The organism is Rufibacter roseus, from assembly GCF_001647285.1.
In the GTDB taxonomy this organism is placed as follows: Bacteria; Bacteroidota; Bacteroidia; order Cytophagales; family Hymenobacteraceae; genus Nibribacter; species Nibribacter roseus.
In genome coordinates, this window is the sequence record NZ_LRML01000012.1 from 90,828 (window position 1) to 106,788 (window position 15,961).

Here is a 15,961-nt window from a genome sequence, read left to right on the forward strand (position 1 = left end):
CGTAAGAACATAATAACTGAATAAACTTTTATTTGCTAACGAGCGTTAGCTTTTGTAGATTTGAATATTAACTTTACCACTATGTCGCGCAAAGAACAAATTGACCAAGTCGCCACTACCCTGTTCAAATCAAGAGGATTTGCCGCCACCACCATGCGGGACCTCGCCCTTGAGTTAGGAATTGAAGCTGGGAGCTTGTATTCCCACATCAAATCAAAGGAAGACATTCTGCAAAGAGTGTGTTTTAGAATGGCAGACGAGTTTAACGCAGCCTTTGACGAAGTGAAAAGCCAAGATGTGCCAGCCGGTGAAAAGCTCAGATTAGCCATTGCCGCCCACGTTCGCGTATTAACGAAGAACCCGCCGGCAGCTGGCGTGTTCCTGAACGAGTGGCGCCATTTGAGCGAGCCTTCTTTAAGCCAGTTCAATGGCATGCGTCATGCTTATGAAGAAAGCTTCAGAGAGATTGTACGGGAAGGCATTGCTACCGGTGAGTTCAAAGTAAACGATGAAAAATTTGTGGTGCTAACGTTGCTCTCTAGCCTTAACTGGCTCCACATGTGGTATAAACCCGAAGGGAAAATGAGCCCAGATGATATTGCCGAGTTCCTCTCGAACTTGCTATTGAACGGGCTCAAGAATTTTTGAGAACCCAAAACGAATTAAATTATGTACGGAGGAGGAAACGTTTTCGAGGCGACCAAATTTGATGATTTGGAGCAGGAAGACCCAGTGAAGTTAGCCGAGTTTGAGGCCCGTATTGCCAGAGGTGAAAAAATAGAACCCTCTGACTGGATGCCGCAACTTTACCGCAAGCAGCTCATCAGAATGATTGAGCAGCACGCCCACTCCGAAATTATTGGCGCCTTGCCAGAAGGCACCTGGATTACCCGCGCCCCCGGCTTCCGCCGTAAACTGGCTCAAATGGCCAAGGTGCAGGACGAGGTGGGTCACGCGCAGCTGCTATATAGCGCTGCCGAAACTTTGGGTAAAACGCGTGAGCAAATGCTCACCGACCTCATTAACGGCAAAAGCAAGTATTCCAACGTATTCAATTACCCGGCCTTTACCTGGGCCGACTCTAATATTATTTCCTGGCTTATTGACGCCGGTGCCATTGTAAACCAAATGGCTAACGCCAAAGGCAGCTACGGCCCCTACTGTCGCGCCTTAGACAGAATCTGCGCCGAAGAGGCCTTCCACCTGAAATACGGGCATGATGCTGTGGTGCACATGGCGACTGGCTCGCCTATTCAGCGCAAAATGATTCAGGAGGCCCTTAACCGTTGGTGGCCACCTATCATGACTTTCTTCGGGCCGTCAGACAAAATGAGCATGCACACAGAAACGCTCATGCGCTGGAAAGTAAAAATGGCCTCTAACGATGCTTGCCGTCAGCAGTTCCTGGACATGTACGTGCCCAAGATTTGGGAATTGGGCCTCACCGTACCAGACCCGAAGCTTCGTAAGAACGAAGAAGGCGTGTGGGAATATACTGAACCAGATTGGGATGAATTCAAACGCGTGATCAACGGTGATGGCCCCTGCAACGCCGAGCGCCTGGCCGTACGCCGTACCGCAGAAGAACGCGGAGCTTGGGTAAGGCGCGCACTTTTGGCGCCAAAAGCTACTTACGTAAGGCCACTGGCTTAAGTGCGCCAAAAGCGCGCAAGTCCTGAGTTTTGAGTCATGAGTTTGCCTCTTGGTTTAGAAGTTGGGACATTACTCCTAAAGTGGCATCTGCAAAATACAAAAATTATTAAACCTTCTGACTCAAGACTCGCGACTCAGAACTCAGGACCAACCAGCATGTCAATTGAATCTTTAGATCCGCGGGTAACGCGGCTGCAAATTGAACCGGAACCAAATCCGTTGCCCAAGCCGGCGCTGGATCAGCTCATTACGTTTGAAGTCTTCCACCAGAAGAAAGAAGGGCTACCTTTTACGTATGTAGGTCCTGTGCACGCCGCCGACGAGGAGATAGCATTTCTGTTTGCAAAGGAGCAGTACAGCCGCCGCGCCATGTGCTCCGGCATGTGGATTGCCAGTACCGAGCATGTGTTTGTTTCTGGCTACGCCGATGACAGCACTTCTGTATATGATACCATGCCTTCAGTGTATGTAACACCAGAGGGTCCAGAGCAGTCTTATGAAATTTTTCACCTGAAGAAACGTGGTAAAGCCCATCAGCACGTGTGTACTGTTACCGCCCGGTCTTCTGAGCATGCCCTGGAAGTAGCACGGCAAACGCTAAACCCAGCGCCGCCCGTTGTGAGTGTATGGATAATACCCAGTATACATGTTCTGCGCCAGGAAGAAGACAGAGACATGTGGGCCACTACCCCAGAGAAGAAGTATCGTGAAGCCATAGCTTACCGCGTGCAAGATAAGATTGACCGTTTTAAAGCCGAACAAAAAGCATAAGCTGCCATGCTAGAAAACGCCATCAAAGACCTGCTTTATAAAATTGCCGATGACCAACTTATTCTGGGGCACCGCAACTCTGAGTGGACCGGCTTTGGACCTATGCTGGAAGAAGACATTGCATTCTCTAGCATGGCTCAAGATAAACTGGGCCATAGCCTTGCCTTCTACACGCTTCTACACCAAATGGGTGAGGGCGACCCAGACACCGTGGCTTTTATGCGCAACGCAGACCAGTTCCACAACAGCCAGTTAGTAGAGCTACCTATTGGCGAATATGACTTCAGCCTCATTCGCCATTTTTTGTATGACAACGCGGAAATTCTTCGTTTTGAGTCTTTAAGCCAATCAACCAACGAGGAGATCGCTAAAATAGCCACCAAATTAAAGGGCGAAGTAAGGTACCACGTGTTGCACGCTAACACGCTTGTAAAACAATTGGGCAGCGCCACGCAAGAAAGTATCAGCCGCCTGCAACAGTCTTTGGAGTATGCTTTACCGTTTGCTCTGGGAATTTTTGAGCCCTCCAAGCACGAGCAGGAACTGATTGATGCCGGTATCTACTCTGGCGAAGCTGCGTTGCAAAACCAATGGCTAGAGCGTATTTCGGCAGTTTTAGAAAAAACACACCTAAAACTCCCCGAGATTGCTAACCTACAGCCAGTGTACGGCGGCCGCTACGGGCAGCACACTGAACACCTACAGCCCCTGCTTGATGAAATGGCCGAAGTATTTAAGATTGACCCAACAGCTGAGTGGTAAATTGATTGTTTAGTGATTAGTTATTCGGTTTCAGTTTGAAGGCATTACAGGAAAGTATTATGGCGCAAGCGTCCGCTTGTGTCTATCGGTTCCTGTTCAGCTGTCCGTGCGGACACAAGCGACGCTTGCGCCATTTAGAATTCACAACATTCTTCCCAAAAATCAGTTCAACACACTAATCACTACAAATTAAGCTCAAACAACTAAACCACCCATGCTTACTCCTGAACATATCCGTGATTTCTTAGACGAGGTGAAAGACCCTGAGATTCCGGTATTGTCTCTGAATGACTTGGGAGTGATCACTGGAATTGAGGTGGCCGAAGACGGGTTTGTAACGGTACGCATGACTCCTACGTTTGCAGGTTGTCCGGCCATGGAGTACATGCGGGCAGAAGTAGAGCAAAGCTTAAAGCGTCATGGTGTGCAGGCATTTACGGTGCAAATGAGTTTCAGCGAGCCTTGGAATTCGAACAAGATTAGTGAAAAAGGTCGCAAGGCATTGAAAGAATTTGGTCTGGCCCCGCCGCAACCTTACCAAGGTATTTTGGTTCTGGATATTCTGGAGTATGCCGAATGCCCCAACTGCCACAGTACAAACACTGAAATGCGCACGCCCTTCGGGCCAACGCTTTGCCGCTCTATGCACTTCTGCCTTAATTGCCGGCAATTATTTGAACAGTTTAAGCCGTTATAGACCATGATGAAAAATATATACTCTATCGCATTTGCGCTGTTGGTAGCGTTAAGTGTCATGAGTTGCTCCAAAGATTCAGGCAAGTCAGGCAAATTGGCGCGCCCTATCTCTAACCAGGAGCTACAGAAACAGCTTATTACTCTTTCTGATACCCTCTCCAGTAAGTGGCAGGTCATGGTTGCCAGCGATAGCATGAAAACCCAGCAGATGGAAGAACTGTTAGGCTCCATTCCTCCTAATTCTATCTCTGCCCAAGAACGTGCTAATTTACAAAAAGCAATCCGTAGGCTGCCCACCCTGCGCTACGACCGCCGCACCATGCGTGATTCAGACATGATTGATTACTATGACCACGCGCATGACTCGGTATGGAATGCTTTACAGGCTTATCTGCCTCCTGCAGAAGTAGAAACCGGAAACGCTTTGATTGACTCACTGCGAAATCAAATTAAAGAGCACCATAATGAGGTTGTTTTCTACCGGGCCCGCTATGACATGAAGGCAAAGGAGATGAACACCCTGCTCCGCCGTTACCGCAAACGCCTTCCTAAACTAGGCAAACCTTATGATACACTGCAGCCCGCTCCCCTTTTCCAGTGGGTAGAGAAGAATGAGGTTGAGCCGGTGGAGGAGGAATAGCCCTTTAAAGCAGAGAGTTTGCGAAGCATTGAAGGTGCTTTTAAGTATTCAAGGCTCTATCAAAGTACAGATGCGTTTTCACGCTAGTTTTCGAAAAACAGGCCAAAAAGGGAAGAGCCGACGAATTATAATTCGGCGGCTCTTCCCTTTTAATAAGCTGAAACTAAAACAATTTCTACTATTTCAGTTTCTCAAGTTCATCTTTAATGAAATCTACAAGTGACTGGATATACTCGCTGGAGAAGTCAAACCGAATACCGGCGGCGGCATAGATTTCGCCAATAGTGGCGGTGTAGCCTAGGCTCAGAGCATTCTTATACCCCTCAAGAGCTGAGGCAGGCTCCTCTTTGAAGCGTTTCCAAACAGCTACGGCTCCTAGCTGAGCCATGGCGTATTCAATGTAGTAGAAAGGTACTTCGTAGAGGTGCAGCTGTTTCTGCCAGATGTACGGCTTCAGGTGCTCTAATCCGCTCCAGTCTACCTCATGCAGGTTGAACTCCTCAAAAATACGCACCCAGTTCTGGTGTCTTTCTTCAACGGTATGTTCAGGGTTTTCATACACCCAGTGCTGAAATTTATCAATAGTAGCTACCCATGGAAAAGTTTCCAAAACCCCCTCCAAATGCTGCCGCTTCGCCCGCACTAAATCTTCTTGGTTAGAGAAGAAAATGTCCCAATGATCAAGGGTCAGCAGCTCCATAGACATAGAAGCCAACTCCGCCACTTCTGACGGTGGATGTTTAGATGAATTCAACGGCAGGTCTCTGGTCAGGAACGAATGAACCGCATGTCCGCCTTCGTGCAGCAGGGTCACCACATCACGCAGCGAGGAAGTTGCATTCATGAAAATGAACGGAACGCCAATTTCGTCTAACGGATAGTTATACCCGCCCGGAGCTTTCCCTTTGCGGCTTTCCAAGTCTAAATGCCCCATTTCGCGCATAGTCACCAGACAGTCACCTAAGAAAGAATCAAGGCGGTAGAAGCATTCAATGGTTTTCTCCAACAACTCCTCACCCGTTTGGAAAGGCTCAAGCGGAGGAAGCTGGCTAGGATCAACTTCTAAATCCCAAGGGCGAAGCGTGTCTACCCCCAGTAACTCCTTATGCTCTCGATCAATCTGGCTTATGACAGGAACAACTTTTTCTCTGATAGCCTGATGGAATGCAAATGTGTCCTCCGGACGATAGTCAAAGCGTCCCAAGGCAGCAAACATATAGTCTCTGAAGTTATCGAAACCGGCATTCTTGGCCACTTGGTGGCGCAACTGTATCAGCTCAGTAAACAGCTCGTCAAGCTTTTCTTTGTCCTGAAGGCGGCGTTCCTGAATGGCGCGGTAAGCCTCTTCCCTAACGGCGCGGTCTGTTTTCTTCAGTCGGTCTGCGGCGCGTTGCAGGGTCATTTCCTCGCCGTCTAACGTTACCATCATGGCACCGGCTATGGCTCCGTATTGCTGCTGCTTTGTACTGATTTCAGTCTGCAGCGGAATATTCTCCTCGCGGAACAGTTCAATGGCTCTCTTTACGCCGCGCAGGTAAATGAAGAATCGTTCAGAATCTAACCCCTCGACGTACGGCGACTCTACCAACTTCCGGTTAAATGCATCATCATAAGGCGAGGCCTTGGGCTCAATTTCAGTCACGAAAAACTGAAACGCCTCTGTTAGTGCCTCATCCTGGGTGTCGCAGGTCATCCGGATATAACGCCAAGCCAGGTTCTCTGACAAAACGCTTTCCAGCTCACTCCGGTCAGAGATCCACTTCTCCAACTCTTTCTGAGAGTTGATGGGCCGGTTCTTGAGCTCTTCAAATATTGGCTCTAACGAAGCCCAGTCCTTTACCTCAAAATCTGCCGGAAGGTAAGCCCGGGGCTTTGCTTTTGGCAAGGCCAACGTTTTGGGGGTATTTTCCATAAAATAGGTCAAAAACGGTTAGCCGATTTCAATCACCACATCGGCAGTTAGCGGGTGACCAACGCAGTTTAATACGTAGCCTTGGTCAATTTCAGAGTCTGAGAGACCTTCACGCTCATCTAAATGCACGCGGCCACTCAAACATTTGCCACGGCAAGCGGTACATAAACCAGCCTGGCAAGAATAAGGTAAATCTATATCGGCCTTCAGGCCAGCCTCTAAAATGGTTTCATCAGGCTTTACCTCCACCTGATATTCATCACCTTCATAAATAATAGTGACGGTACGGGTAATGATTTCGTCAGATTCCTCGGCCGACACATCTGCGCCGTGGTCTTCAACGGTAGTTGGGGCGGTAAAGCTTTCTTTGAATACTTGGCTAGACGGCACGCGCATAAACTGCAGCGCATCACGCACTTCGTTCATCATGCCCTCAGGTCCGCACATATAATAGCTTTCCTGCGTGTAACCAGGCACTTTCAGGTTCTCCAGCAATTGCAGCACCATGGTGCGGTCTAGCAGGCCAATATTCTCCTGTGGTTCCGTTGCATCGGCTATGGCCTCGTTGAAAACATGAATGATCTTCAAGCGGTCTGGATATTGCTTCTCCAGTTTTGACAACGCATTTTTGAAGATGACACAGTTCAGGTCTCGGTTACCGTAAATAAGGGTAATTCGGCTCTGAGGCTCATGCTTCAGTATGCTTTGCGTCATGGACATGAGCGGCGTGATTCCGCTGCCACCGCCAAAAAAGAAAAGGTGACGCTTCAGGTTAGCATCGGCTTTCACGTTGAAGTTCCCCAATGGGGCCATCACCTCTATCTCCTGCCCTACCTTCACGTTATCGGCAATGTAGTTAGACACCAATCCGCCCTCTACCCGCTTAATGGTAACGGAGAAATAAGGGTCTTCCGGAATGCTGCAAAGGGAGTAAGAACGGCGTACTTTTTTACCGTCTATCGGGATGATCAGGGTCAAGAACTGACCTGGAATGTATGATATTTTGTTTTTCTCTGGATGTTCTAAATGAAGGGTGATAGCATCAGCTGTTTCTTGCGTAATGTCCGCTACCTTCATGTTGTAATAGGCGTTGCTCATAGTTTAGGGTAAGTAGAACAGATGCAGTTAATCTAGTCTAAACTGATTTTAAACCGGAAAGTTACGATATTTAGGTTTCCAGCCGGTACGCAACCTAAAAAAAACTATCGGGCGTTAGCTTTTTACTGTAAATTGCTTTCCTGACTTACCTTTAGAATTTCTGTTTTTGGCCTCTTTTATGAAAAACGCCTCCAAAATAGCGCAGGTACTTGCCTCCAATGCTTCCTCTTTTGCACCTATTTTAGACCAAGACTTGAATGCCCCAGATGTAGCTCGTCTGGACTTTTCTGCCAGTAACCCTGCCCTGCTGCATGCTGACCTGAAAGACACGCCAGCCTTTGAGGAAGTTGTGCAACAGATGCTGCAAAAACAGAATGCCACTATAGGCGTGGGGGGTTATTTTGAAAATAGGGTCATCTACCGCCGTAGCGAACATTTTGATGGAGCAGCCGAAGCCAGGTCTATTCATCTGGGAGTAGACATCTGGGCTCCGGCTCACGTGCCCATTTACGCACCTCTGGCAGGTACTGTGCACAGTTTCCAAGACAACAACAACTTTGGCGACTACGGCCCCACCATTATTCTTGAGCACGAGTTGGAGGGTGAGCGGTTTTACACTTTGTATGGTCACCTGAGTCGCGCCTCTTTGGCTGGTTTGGAAGCAGGAAAGTCTTTTGAGGCCGGACAGCAGGTAGCCACCATGGGCCCTTACCCAGAGAACGGCGATTGGCCTCCGCATCTGCATTTCCAACTGATGACTGACATGCTGGGCAAACATGGCGATTTCCCAGGTGTCTGCGCGCCTTCTGAGGAAGCTTTTTACCGACAGATTTGCTTAGATCCAAATTTGGTTCTAAACTCAGAGAAGCTGCAGTAATATGAGTGAGAATGTAAAGCTGCTCCTTTTATATGTAGCCATTTGTCTGGTAATTGTGGCGCGGGTGGCTGTAGAGAAAAACGGGTATACAACTCCAGACTCTGTTCATTACATCAATGCTGCTCAATCGATAGTTGATAAAGGAACATTATATTACGAGGACAATGATGAAGTGCAGTTTTTTTCACTTTGGCCAGCAGGTTATCCCTTGTCCATAGCTTTTGTTCATTTTGTTACCGACTTCTCACTCCTGTGGTGCTCAAAAATTGTAAACTTGCTATGGCTGTTGCTTGCATTTTTTATAATAAAAAAGAATTATCCCGCTCATGCCACTTGGGTTGCCCTAGTCTTCTGCGCCAACTCCATGTTAGAGAATTTTTCCTATACATGGTCAGAGGGTGGCTTCATGGTTTGTCTGCTTTGGTTTTGTTTAGAGGCTTATAAACTAGCAACAGACCAGAGATCATCTACTATGAGAATTGTAAAGGTAATAGGTGCAGGCATCCTTGTTTTCTTGTACCGTTACGTTGGAGGTTTTGTACTGGCCCTGATATCCCTTCTAGGTATTTGGACTATCACTCAAAAAAAATATAAAAGGGTAATCTACTTGTGCTTTGCTGGTTTGCTGATTGCAGGGGGCATTGTAGCATATTTTTCATTCATCAGTGCGAACACAGGACATTATTCAGGAGCTACCAGAGTGTCACCTGATGAGACTGTCTCCTTTCTACTCACTAAATTATTTCAAGCACAGTTGAATGAGTTTTTACTAATCCGTAAAATTTCTTTTGTTTCCTTTGACCCATTAGCATTTCTGCTACTCCTCTTTCAGGTATTGCTTATAAGCATTAGTTTCTACAGAATGAAAAATATCAATGAATGGCGCACCATTATTGCTGTTCGTTCGTCAGATTCCAAACCACTTTTTTTAGCACTTTCAGCACTTATTTATTGGTCAATTATTGTTGTACTAAGACTTTTTATAATGAAGTTTGATGTATTTGACTTTAGAATACTTGCCCCTGCTAGTTTATTATTACTGTTAGCCCTGCATATGTATCTTGCAGATTCATCACGAATTATCCTATTAAAAAAAATACAAGTGCCAATTAGCATAATTTATTTATTGGCACTGGCACATGGTTTATACAAGAAAAATCTATTTGAACTGCTTCTTGGGTAAACTCAACTGCTATTAGCTTAACCCCACCTCCTATGTTAGACACTGACTTTATTTTTACTCGCATTCAAGATTTTGCCCTCTTGTACGGCATCCGGATTCTAATAGCTCTTTTTATACTAATCATAGGGTTATGGCTCATTAACCGCATCACAACCCTTGTTTACAATGTGATGACCCGGCGGAATATGGATCCCTCCTTGCGGCCCTTCCTTCGGAACGTGTTGAAGGTACTGTTAATGGTTTTGCTCATAATTGTGGTAATAGGCCAGGTGGGGTTGGAGGTAACTTCATTTATCGCACTGCTCGGTTCTGCTGGTTTGGCCATTGGTTTGGCGTTGCAGGGTAGCCTCTCAAACTTTGCGGGTGGTGTGTTACTACTTACTGTTAAGCCTTTTAAAGTAGGCGACTTTATAGAAACACAGGGGCAGAAAGGCACAGTGAGTGTTATCAATATTTTCAACACCGTTATTCGTACCGGTGACAACAAGCACATTTACTTTCCGAACGGCCCATTGGCTTCAGCGGTAATTATTAATTACGATGCCCAACAAACCCGGCGCGTTGACATGGCGTTTACAGTAGACTATGGAAACAATCTGGCGCAGGTAAAAAACATATTGTTAGAAACTGCTTTGGCAGACCCAAGAGTGATGAAAGAACCAGCCCCAACTGCTGGTATTAGCATGTTAAACGAGCAATCGGTTACTCTTTACCTTCGGGCTTGGTGTGAAAGACCAAACTACTGGCCACTGTTTGAATCACTTGTTGAAAAGGCGAAAGACAGATTGGTAGCGGAGAAAGTTACCCTGCCATACACTCGTCAGGAAATAAGAACAACCTCTGGTTCATCTCCTTATACAAGCACGCCGCAGCAATAAAGTGTATTAGGGCTGATTTTAAAAATACAGTCCTAATACACTAATTTTTCACTCAGTCAAACTTAATTGATTTCACTGGACTGATTCTGGAAATCAGGAGTGTGGGGAGCATGACTGAAATCATGGTGAGTATTAAGGTCAGCGCATTGATACCTACCCAGATCTTCCAACTCCAGTAGATCGGAACGGTTTCCATGTAATAATTCTCGGGATCTAACGGAATCAAATGAAAGTAGTCTTGTACAGCACAGAAAAACAAGGCCAACAAATTTCCTCCTATCAGTCCTTCAATCGTCAGACGCAACCCACGGTGCAGGAAAATACTGCGGATCTGCCCATTCGTGGCTCCCATGGCTTTTAAGGCTCCTATCATGTTAGTGCGTTCCAAAATCATGATAAACAGCGTAGAAACCATATTGAACGTGGCTACGAACATGATCAAGATCAGAAAAATAATGACGTTCCTTTTCAGCAACTCCAGCCAATCAAAAAGCTGCGCATAAGTATCCGTGATCTTTTCCAGCTGTAGATCATAATTCATTTTATCAAAAACCTGGTTAGCTACTGTGTCTATTTGGTTGAAGTCTTTGAGCAAAATTTCAAACCCGCCCACCAAGGTGTCTGGCCACTGGTTCAAATCTCTGATCTGCTGCAAATCACCCATTACGTACACGTTATCAAACTCCTCAAGGCCAGTTTTAAAGATACCAGCCACCTCAAAACGGCGCATGCGGGGCGGGTTCTGTATAAAATAAAACATAACCCTATCGCCTACGGCCAATCTTAATTTGTCAGCCATAAGCTGGCTCATCATAATTTGGTTGGAGGCCGCCGAATCAGAAAATTCCATGACAGCCCCGGAAGTAAGATTACGTTCCATTCCCCTAAAATCATAGGTAGAATCTACTCCCTTCAGTACTACACCTAATACTTCCTCATCTGTTTTGATGATGGCTGTTTTACGGGCGAAAGGTTGCAACTTTGCCACACCTGGTATAGAGCCATATTTTTCTAAGCCAGTAGTGGTGCCCATAGGGTACCCTTCAAATGAATTGTTGGTGTCAAATTTGCTTATTTGAAGGTGTCCGCCAAAGCTGAAGATCTTTGACTGAATCTCATGACGGAATCCTTCCAGTATGGCAAAAGACACAATCATGATAGCAATGCCCAGACCTACGCTGAACTTTGCTATTTTTGTGACCGATGCCGTAAATGAGTCTGAACGGGCTCCAGCCAAGCGGCTGGCAATGTATCTGGAAAGGTTCACTGCTTCAATTTTGTGCTTAAAGATAAGTTATTATCTGTTCTTAATTTTAATCTATGTTATCAACCTTCCTCCGCTCGGCTGTGCTGTGCATCACACTTGCCGCTTGTAAACCTTCTGGAGTGGCGCCGGTTACTACTAACCTAACAGCTACTTCCTCCATCACCTCAAATGCATCTGCTCAGTCCACACCACAGGTTGCTCCCCTGCTAACGGGTGCAGAACAGACAGAGTTGTATATACCGTATCTGCAAGGTAAGCGCGTGGGCATGGTTGTAAATCAGACCTCCACCATTGGCAAAACACATTTGGTAGATACGCTACTAAGCCGAGGTATTAAAATCACTATGATTTTTGCGCCTGAACATGGCTTTAGAGGTGATGCCGACGCTGGTGCTCATATTAGCAATTCGGTAGATTCAAAAACAGGTCTGCCCATTTTGTCTCTGTACGGAAAAAACAAGAAGCCCTCTCCGGAGATGATGAAAGACGTAGATGTCATGCTTTTTGACATTCAGGATGTGGGGGTAAGGTTCTACACCTATAGCAGTACCATGCATTATGTAATGGAAGCATGCGCAGAACAAAATAAACCTATGCTGCTTCTTGACAGGCCAAACCCCATTGGCTACCTGATTGACGGCCCTATGCTGGAACCAGAGTTAAAGTCGTTCGTTGGCATGAATACTATTCCCATTGCCCACGGCCTCACGCTAGGTGAATACGCAAAAATGATTAACGGAGAAAAGTGGTTAAATAATGGTGTGCAGGCAGAAGTGAAGATTATTCCGGTAAAGAATTATGACCACAGCATGTTTTACTCTTTGCCCATCAAGCCTTCACCAAACTTGCCTAACGACCAAAGCATTAAACTGTACCCTTTCCTTTGTCTGTTTGAAGGAACAACCGTAAGCCAGGGCCGAGGCACTTTAATGCCGTTTCAAGTAATTGGTGCTCCTTATTACCCTGACAAGTCGTTTTCTTTTACCCCAAAACCCATACCTGGTATGTCTATGGATCCGCCCTATAAAGGGCAGGTCTGCTACGGGCATGATTTGCGCAATATAGAATTAGAAGAACCTTTCACTTTAAAGTACCTGCTGGAATATTATAAAGCTTCTGGGCAAGGTGAGAAGTTCTTCAACAACTTCTTCAAAAGTCTGGCTGGTACAGATAAGCTACAGAAGCAGGTAATGGCCGGCATGACAGAAAAAGAAATTGTTGCCTCTTGGCAGCCTGGCTTGAATGCCTACAAAAAAATGCGCCAGCAGTATCTCCTTTACCCAGAATCTAAGTAAAATGCAGAAAGAAGACCTTCGGATCATTTTTATGGGCACACCTGATTTTGCCGTGCCCGCGCTAGAAGCTCTGCTGCACAACAGCTATAAAGTAGTAGCCGTCATTACTGCGCCTGACAAGCCTTCTGGCAGAGGCCTGAAGCTAGTGCACTCTCCTGTGAAAGAAGTAGCCTTACAGCACAACCTATCAGTATTACAACCCACTAATCTTAAAGATCCGGTTTTTCAGGAAGAGTTAAGAAGCTTTAATGCCACCCTTCAGGTAATTGTGGCCTTCAGAATGCTTCCTGAAGCCGTATGGAACATGCCGCCATTAGGTTCTTTAAACATTCATGCCTCACTCCTGCCCCATTACAGAGGAGCGGCCCCTATCAATTGGGCTATCATCAATGGAGACAAAGAAACTGGCGTAACCTCCTTCTTTCTTCAGCATGAAATAGATACGGGTGATATTATTCTGCAAAAAAAGGTAGTCATTGACCACGATGATAATTTTGGTACGCTCTATGAGAAGCTGAAACATGCCGGCGCTGAGTTGCTTGTTGACACAGTTAATGCTATTGTAGAAGAACGTACCCAGCCTTTCCCGCAACCGCAACTCGAGGAACCGCTTAAAACGGCACCAAAAATATTCAAACAGACCTGCGAGATAAACACCCATCAGACGGCTGACCAAGTCCATAATTTTGTTAGAGGATTGTCGCCTTACCCAGCGGCATGGCTGGTTTTAGATGGCAAAACCTTCAAAATTTTTAAAGGCCATGCATCAGAAACAACATTAGGTAAAGAATCTGGCACCTACTCCACCGATAATAAAACTTATCTTCACCTAAACTGCGGAGAAGGCACCACCTACTCAATTGAGGAACTTCAAATGGAAGGAAAAAAGCGTATGGGTGTGCAGGAGTTTTTAAGAGGATTTAATTTTCAGAATTCCCAATGATAGCCTTAGTAGTAGCTATAGCAGAGAACAGAGTAATAGGAAAAGACAATCAGCTTATCTGGCATTTGCCCGAAGACTTAAAACACTTTAAACGCCTTACCATGGGTCACCCTATGGTAATGGGCCGTAAAACGTTTGAGGCAATTGGTAAGCCACTGCCTGGTCGTACCTCAGTTATCATCTCTAGTCAGCCTGACTACAAAGCACCTGGCGGATGTATAGTAGTTGGATCCATTGAAGATGCGTTGAAAACTGGTTTGGCTATAGATGAGCATGTAATGGTTGTGGGTGGAGGCGAGGTCTATCGTCAAACCCTTCCTTATGCAGAAGTAGTGTACCTGACACTGGTGCATGAGTCCTTTGACGGTGATGTATTTTTCCCTGACCTAGACCCTGACACATGGGAAGTAACAGAACAAGAAGAACACCCAGCCGATGAACGGCATGCATATCCTTATACATTCTTAACTTTCCGTAGGAGGGTGGGTTTTAGCCAAAATTAGGTTCAATCGAGCTTGTATAGTTATCGCTTTGAATTTTCTAACCTATGAAGTATTTGATAATTTAATTACTTTTTAGTGAGAATATCTATTTTTCGAGCACTTTCACCTTTCTATCCGTTAATCTCCTTCCAACCCCTACGAAAGGCCTCTCAAAGAAATAATAAAACAAATTACTTACCCCAAAAGCCATAATTACATATAGCACAAATAAATATCTGATTTTCAAATTCAGACCCGCATTGTTCAGTTTAATAAGAAGCATAAAACATATAGGGTGCAATAAGTAAATTGAATATGACACCTTACCTATATTTGACAATGGAAGGTGTACCCAATTAGGCAATTTCCATGGCACATTATATACAGTAAAACAGATAATACAAGAACAGATAACAAGAAATATTCTTTCCCAACCTTGAATTATCTTTATCAAATCTCCAGACACTGGATAAAAAAATAAACCTATCACACCAAGCAATAAAAATAACTTTAGAGTTCCATTACTTATCACAGCATTGTTCTTCAAGGTGCTTAATCCCATAAAAACTCCAAAAACGAACAACATTATATGATTCAAAGGATTCACGTACTCCCCCCATTGAACATGCAGTGTAGACAAGGCATCAAATACAAAAAAAGTATAGTAAAAATTTACGAGAACAAGACTAGTGGTTAAGGTAAAAAAGAGTGGCCTATTTTTTTTAAACAAAATTATAAGCAGCGGGAATAAGCTATAGAACACTAACTCATTTCCAATAGACCATGTTACTAAGCCTATGTATTTAGTTGGATCAACAAAACCAAAAAGTCCTGTTAAACTTAAAAACAGATGAGAGTTGGAGTAAACACTTCTTGCATCTAGCAGTAAGGTTAATAGCATACTAACCCAAAGCAAAGGATAAATTCTAAAAAAACGCCTGATAAAAAAAGAACTAATGGATGACGATGTGAAAGACAAGCTATTCTTATAAACTAAACAGAGAGTCATACCGCTTATAATATAGAAGATAGAAACCCCATAAACTCCTATTCTACCAAAAAAAGTCTCAGCTCCATAAAGATCTGATACCCAAATAAGGTAATGATAGATCATGATCATAAAAGCCATCATTCCTCGTAGATAGTCTAAAGAATGTACCCGAGGGCCCTCTTCTTTATTTCCTACAAAAGACCTCATCTTGTTTAGGTAGTCCATAGTCACAAAATCACGTTAAGCTGTGATCCATGTTAATTTAAATTCATTTTTAGTTTATAATCTGCAAAAATTGGCAACTAAACTCTCCCCCCTTTTTACCTTCACCTTTGAAATATTGAATATTAAGCATCAAGATTTATCTCTTATAGTAACTCTGAAACTTGCTTTGAAGGAATATTTCCTCTATCATCTACTATAATCTAGCTGCATTACAAATGACGTTGAAATAGAAAAAGGCTACAAGTATTTGTAGCCTTTTTCTATTTCAACGTCATAAGACGCACAATT

The 15,961-nt window shown here is 44.9% G+C and carries 16 protein-coding genes; 12 read left to right on the forward strand and 4 right to left on the reverse strand.

Features of this window, described 5'->3' with window-relative positions; genetic code table 11:
• Nucleotides 1-81: 81 nt before the first annotated feature.
• The 6 genes from A8O23_RS16510 to A8O23_RS16535 all read left to right on the forward strand — a co-directional run bounded on the left by A8O23_RS16510 (nt 82) and on the right by A8O23_RS16535 (nt 4,522).
• Nucleotides 82-648 (forward strand): TetR/AcrR family transcriptional regulator, encoded by a 567-nt coding sequence (locus A8O23_RS16510; protein ID WP_066623541.1) that lies wholly within the window; start codon nt 82-84, stop codon nt 646-648.
• A gap of 21 nt (nt 649-669) precedes the next feature.
• Nucleotides 670-1,653, forward strand: a complete 984-nt coding sequence (gene paaA, locus A8O23_RS16515; protein ID WP_066623544.1) for a 1,2-phenylacetyl-CoA epoxidase subunit PaaA — start codon at nt 670-672, stop codon at nt 1,651-1,653.
• Between the two features lie 156 nt (nt 1,654-1,809).
• Nucleotides 1,810-2,424, forward strand: coding sequence for a phenylacetic acid degradation b (locus tag A8O23_RS16520; protein WP_066623547.1), 615 nt, complete (start codon nt 1,810-1,812; stop codon nt 2,422-2,424).
• Nucleotides 2,425-2,430: 6 nt separating this feature from the next.
• Nucleotides 2,431-3,186: a 1,2-phenylacetyl-CoA epoxidase subunit PaaC gene (gene paaC / locus A8O23_RS16525; RefSeq protein WP_066623548.1), complete on the forward strand. Its 756-nt coding sequence runs from the start codon at nt 2,431-2,433 to the stop codon at nt 3,184-3,186.
• Between the two features lie 214 nt (nt 3,187-3,400).
• Nucleotides 3,401-3,883 carry a 1,2-phenylacetyl-CoA epoxidase subunit PaaD gene (paaD, locus tag A8O23_RS16530; RefSeq protein WP_066623549.1) on the forward strand — a complete coding sequence of 161 codons (483 nt, stop codon included), beginning with the start codon at nt 3,401-3,403 and terminating at the stop codon, nt 3,881-3,883.
• Between the two features lie 3 nt (nt 3,884-3,886).
• A complete protein-coding gene (locus A8O23_RS16535; RefSeq protein WP_153042257.1) occupies nt 3,887-4,522 on the forward strand; it encodes a hypothetical protein in 636 nt (211 codons plus the stop codon).
• 178 nt (nt 4,523-4,700) lie between these two features.
• Here the strand turns inward: A8O23_RS16535 and A8O23_RS16540 are convergent, their stop codons facing one another.
• Both A8O23_RS16540 and A8O23_RS16545 read right to left on the reverse strand, forming a co-directional pair.
• A complete protein-coding gene (locus tag A8O23_RS16540) occupies nt 4,701-6,434 on the reverse strand; it encodes a M3 family oligoendopeptidase (RefSeq protein WP_066623553.1) in 1,734 nt (577 codons plus the stop codon).
• A gap of 18 nt (nt 6,435-6,452) precedes the next feature.
• A complete protein-coding gene (locus tag A8O23_RS16545; protein ID WP_066623555.1) occupies nt 6,453-7,532 on the reverse strand; it encodes a ferredoxin--NADP reductase in 1,080 nt (359 codons plus the stop codon).
• 178 nt (nt 7,533-7,710) lie between these two features.
• On the opposite strand from A8O23_RS16545, the gene A8O23_RS16550 reads away from it, so the two are divergent.
• From A8O23_RS16550 to A8O23_RS16560, 3 genes are read left to right on the forward strand one after another with little or no spacing between them, the layout of a single operon-like run.
• Nucleotides 7,711-8,409: a peptidoglycan DD-metalloendopeptidase family protein gene (locus A8O23_RS16550; protein ID WP_066623557.1), complete on the forward strand. Its 699-nt coding sequence runs from the start codon at nt 7,711-7,713 to the stop codon at nt 8,407-8,409.
• 1 nt (nt 8,410) lies between these two features.
• A complete protein-coding gene (locus tag A8O23_RS16555; protein ID WP_066623558.1) occupies nt 8,411-9,592 on the forward strand; it encodes a hypothetical protein in 1,182 nt (393 codons plus the stop codon).
• Nucleotides 9,593-9,624: 32 nt separating this feature from the next.
• Complete coding sequence (locus A8O23_RS16560; protein ID WP_066623560.1) at nt 9,625-10,470, forward strand: mechanosensitive ion channel family protein; 846 nt, start codon at nt 9,625-9,627, stop codon at nt 10,468-10,470.
• A gap of 52 nt (nt 10,471-10,522) precedes the next feature.
• Here A8O23_RS16560 and A8O23_RS16565 read toward each other — a convergent pair whose 3' ends face one another.
• A complete protein-coding gene (locus A8O23_RS16565) occupies nt 10,523-11,737 on the reverse strand; it encodes an ABC transporter permease (RefSeq protein WP_066623563.1) in 1,215 nt (404 codons plus the stop codon).
• A gap of 53 nt (nt 11,738-11,790) precedes the next feature.
• Between A8O23_RS16565 and A8O23_RS16570 the strand changes: the two genes are divergently transcribed.
• The 3 genes from A8O23_RS16570 to A8O23_RS16580 are packed head-to-tail and all read left to right on the forward strand — an operon-like array spanning nt 11,791 to nt 14,478.
• On the forward strand, nt 11,791-13,032 hold the full coding sequence (locus A8O23_RS16570) for an exo-beta-N-acetylmuramidase NamZ family protein (protein WP_074988415.1): 1,242 nt from the start codon (nt 11,791-11,793) through the stop codon (nt 13,030-13,032).
• Nucleotide 13,033: 1 nt separating this feature from the next.
• Nucleotides 13,034-13,975 carry a methionyl-tRNA formyltransferase gene (gene fmt, locus A8O23_RS16575; RefSeq protein WP_066623565.1) on the forward strand — a complete coding sequence of 314 codons (942 nt, stop codon included), beginning with the start codon at nt 13,034-13,036 and terminating at the stop codon, nt 13,973-13,975.
• Nucleotides 13,972-14,478, forward strand: coding sequence for a dihydrofolate reductase (locus tag A8O23_RS16580; RefSeq protein WP_066623567.1), 507 nt, complete (start codon nt 13,972-13,974; stop codon nt 14,476-14,478). Before fmt ends, A8O23_RS16580 begins: the two co-directional genes overlap by 4 nt.
• 85 nt (nt 14,479-14,563) lie before the next feature.
• Here A8O23_RS16580 and A8O23_RS16585 read toward each other — a convergent pair whose 3' ends face one another.
• Nucleotides 14,564-15,655, reverse strand: coding sequence for an acyltransferase family protein (locus A8O23_RS16585; protein WP_161486759.1), 1,092 nt, complete (start codon nt 15,653-15,655; stop codon nt 14,564-14,566).
• Nucleotides 15,656-15,961: the final 306 nt, after the last annotated feature.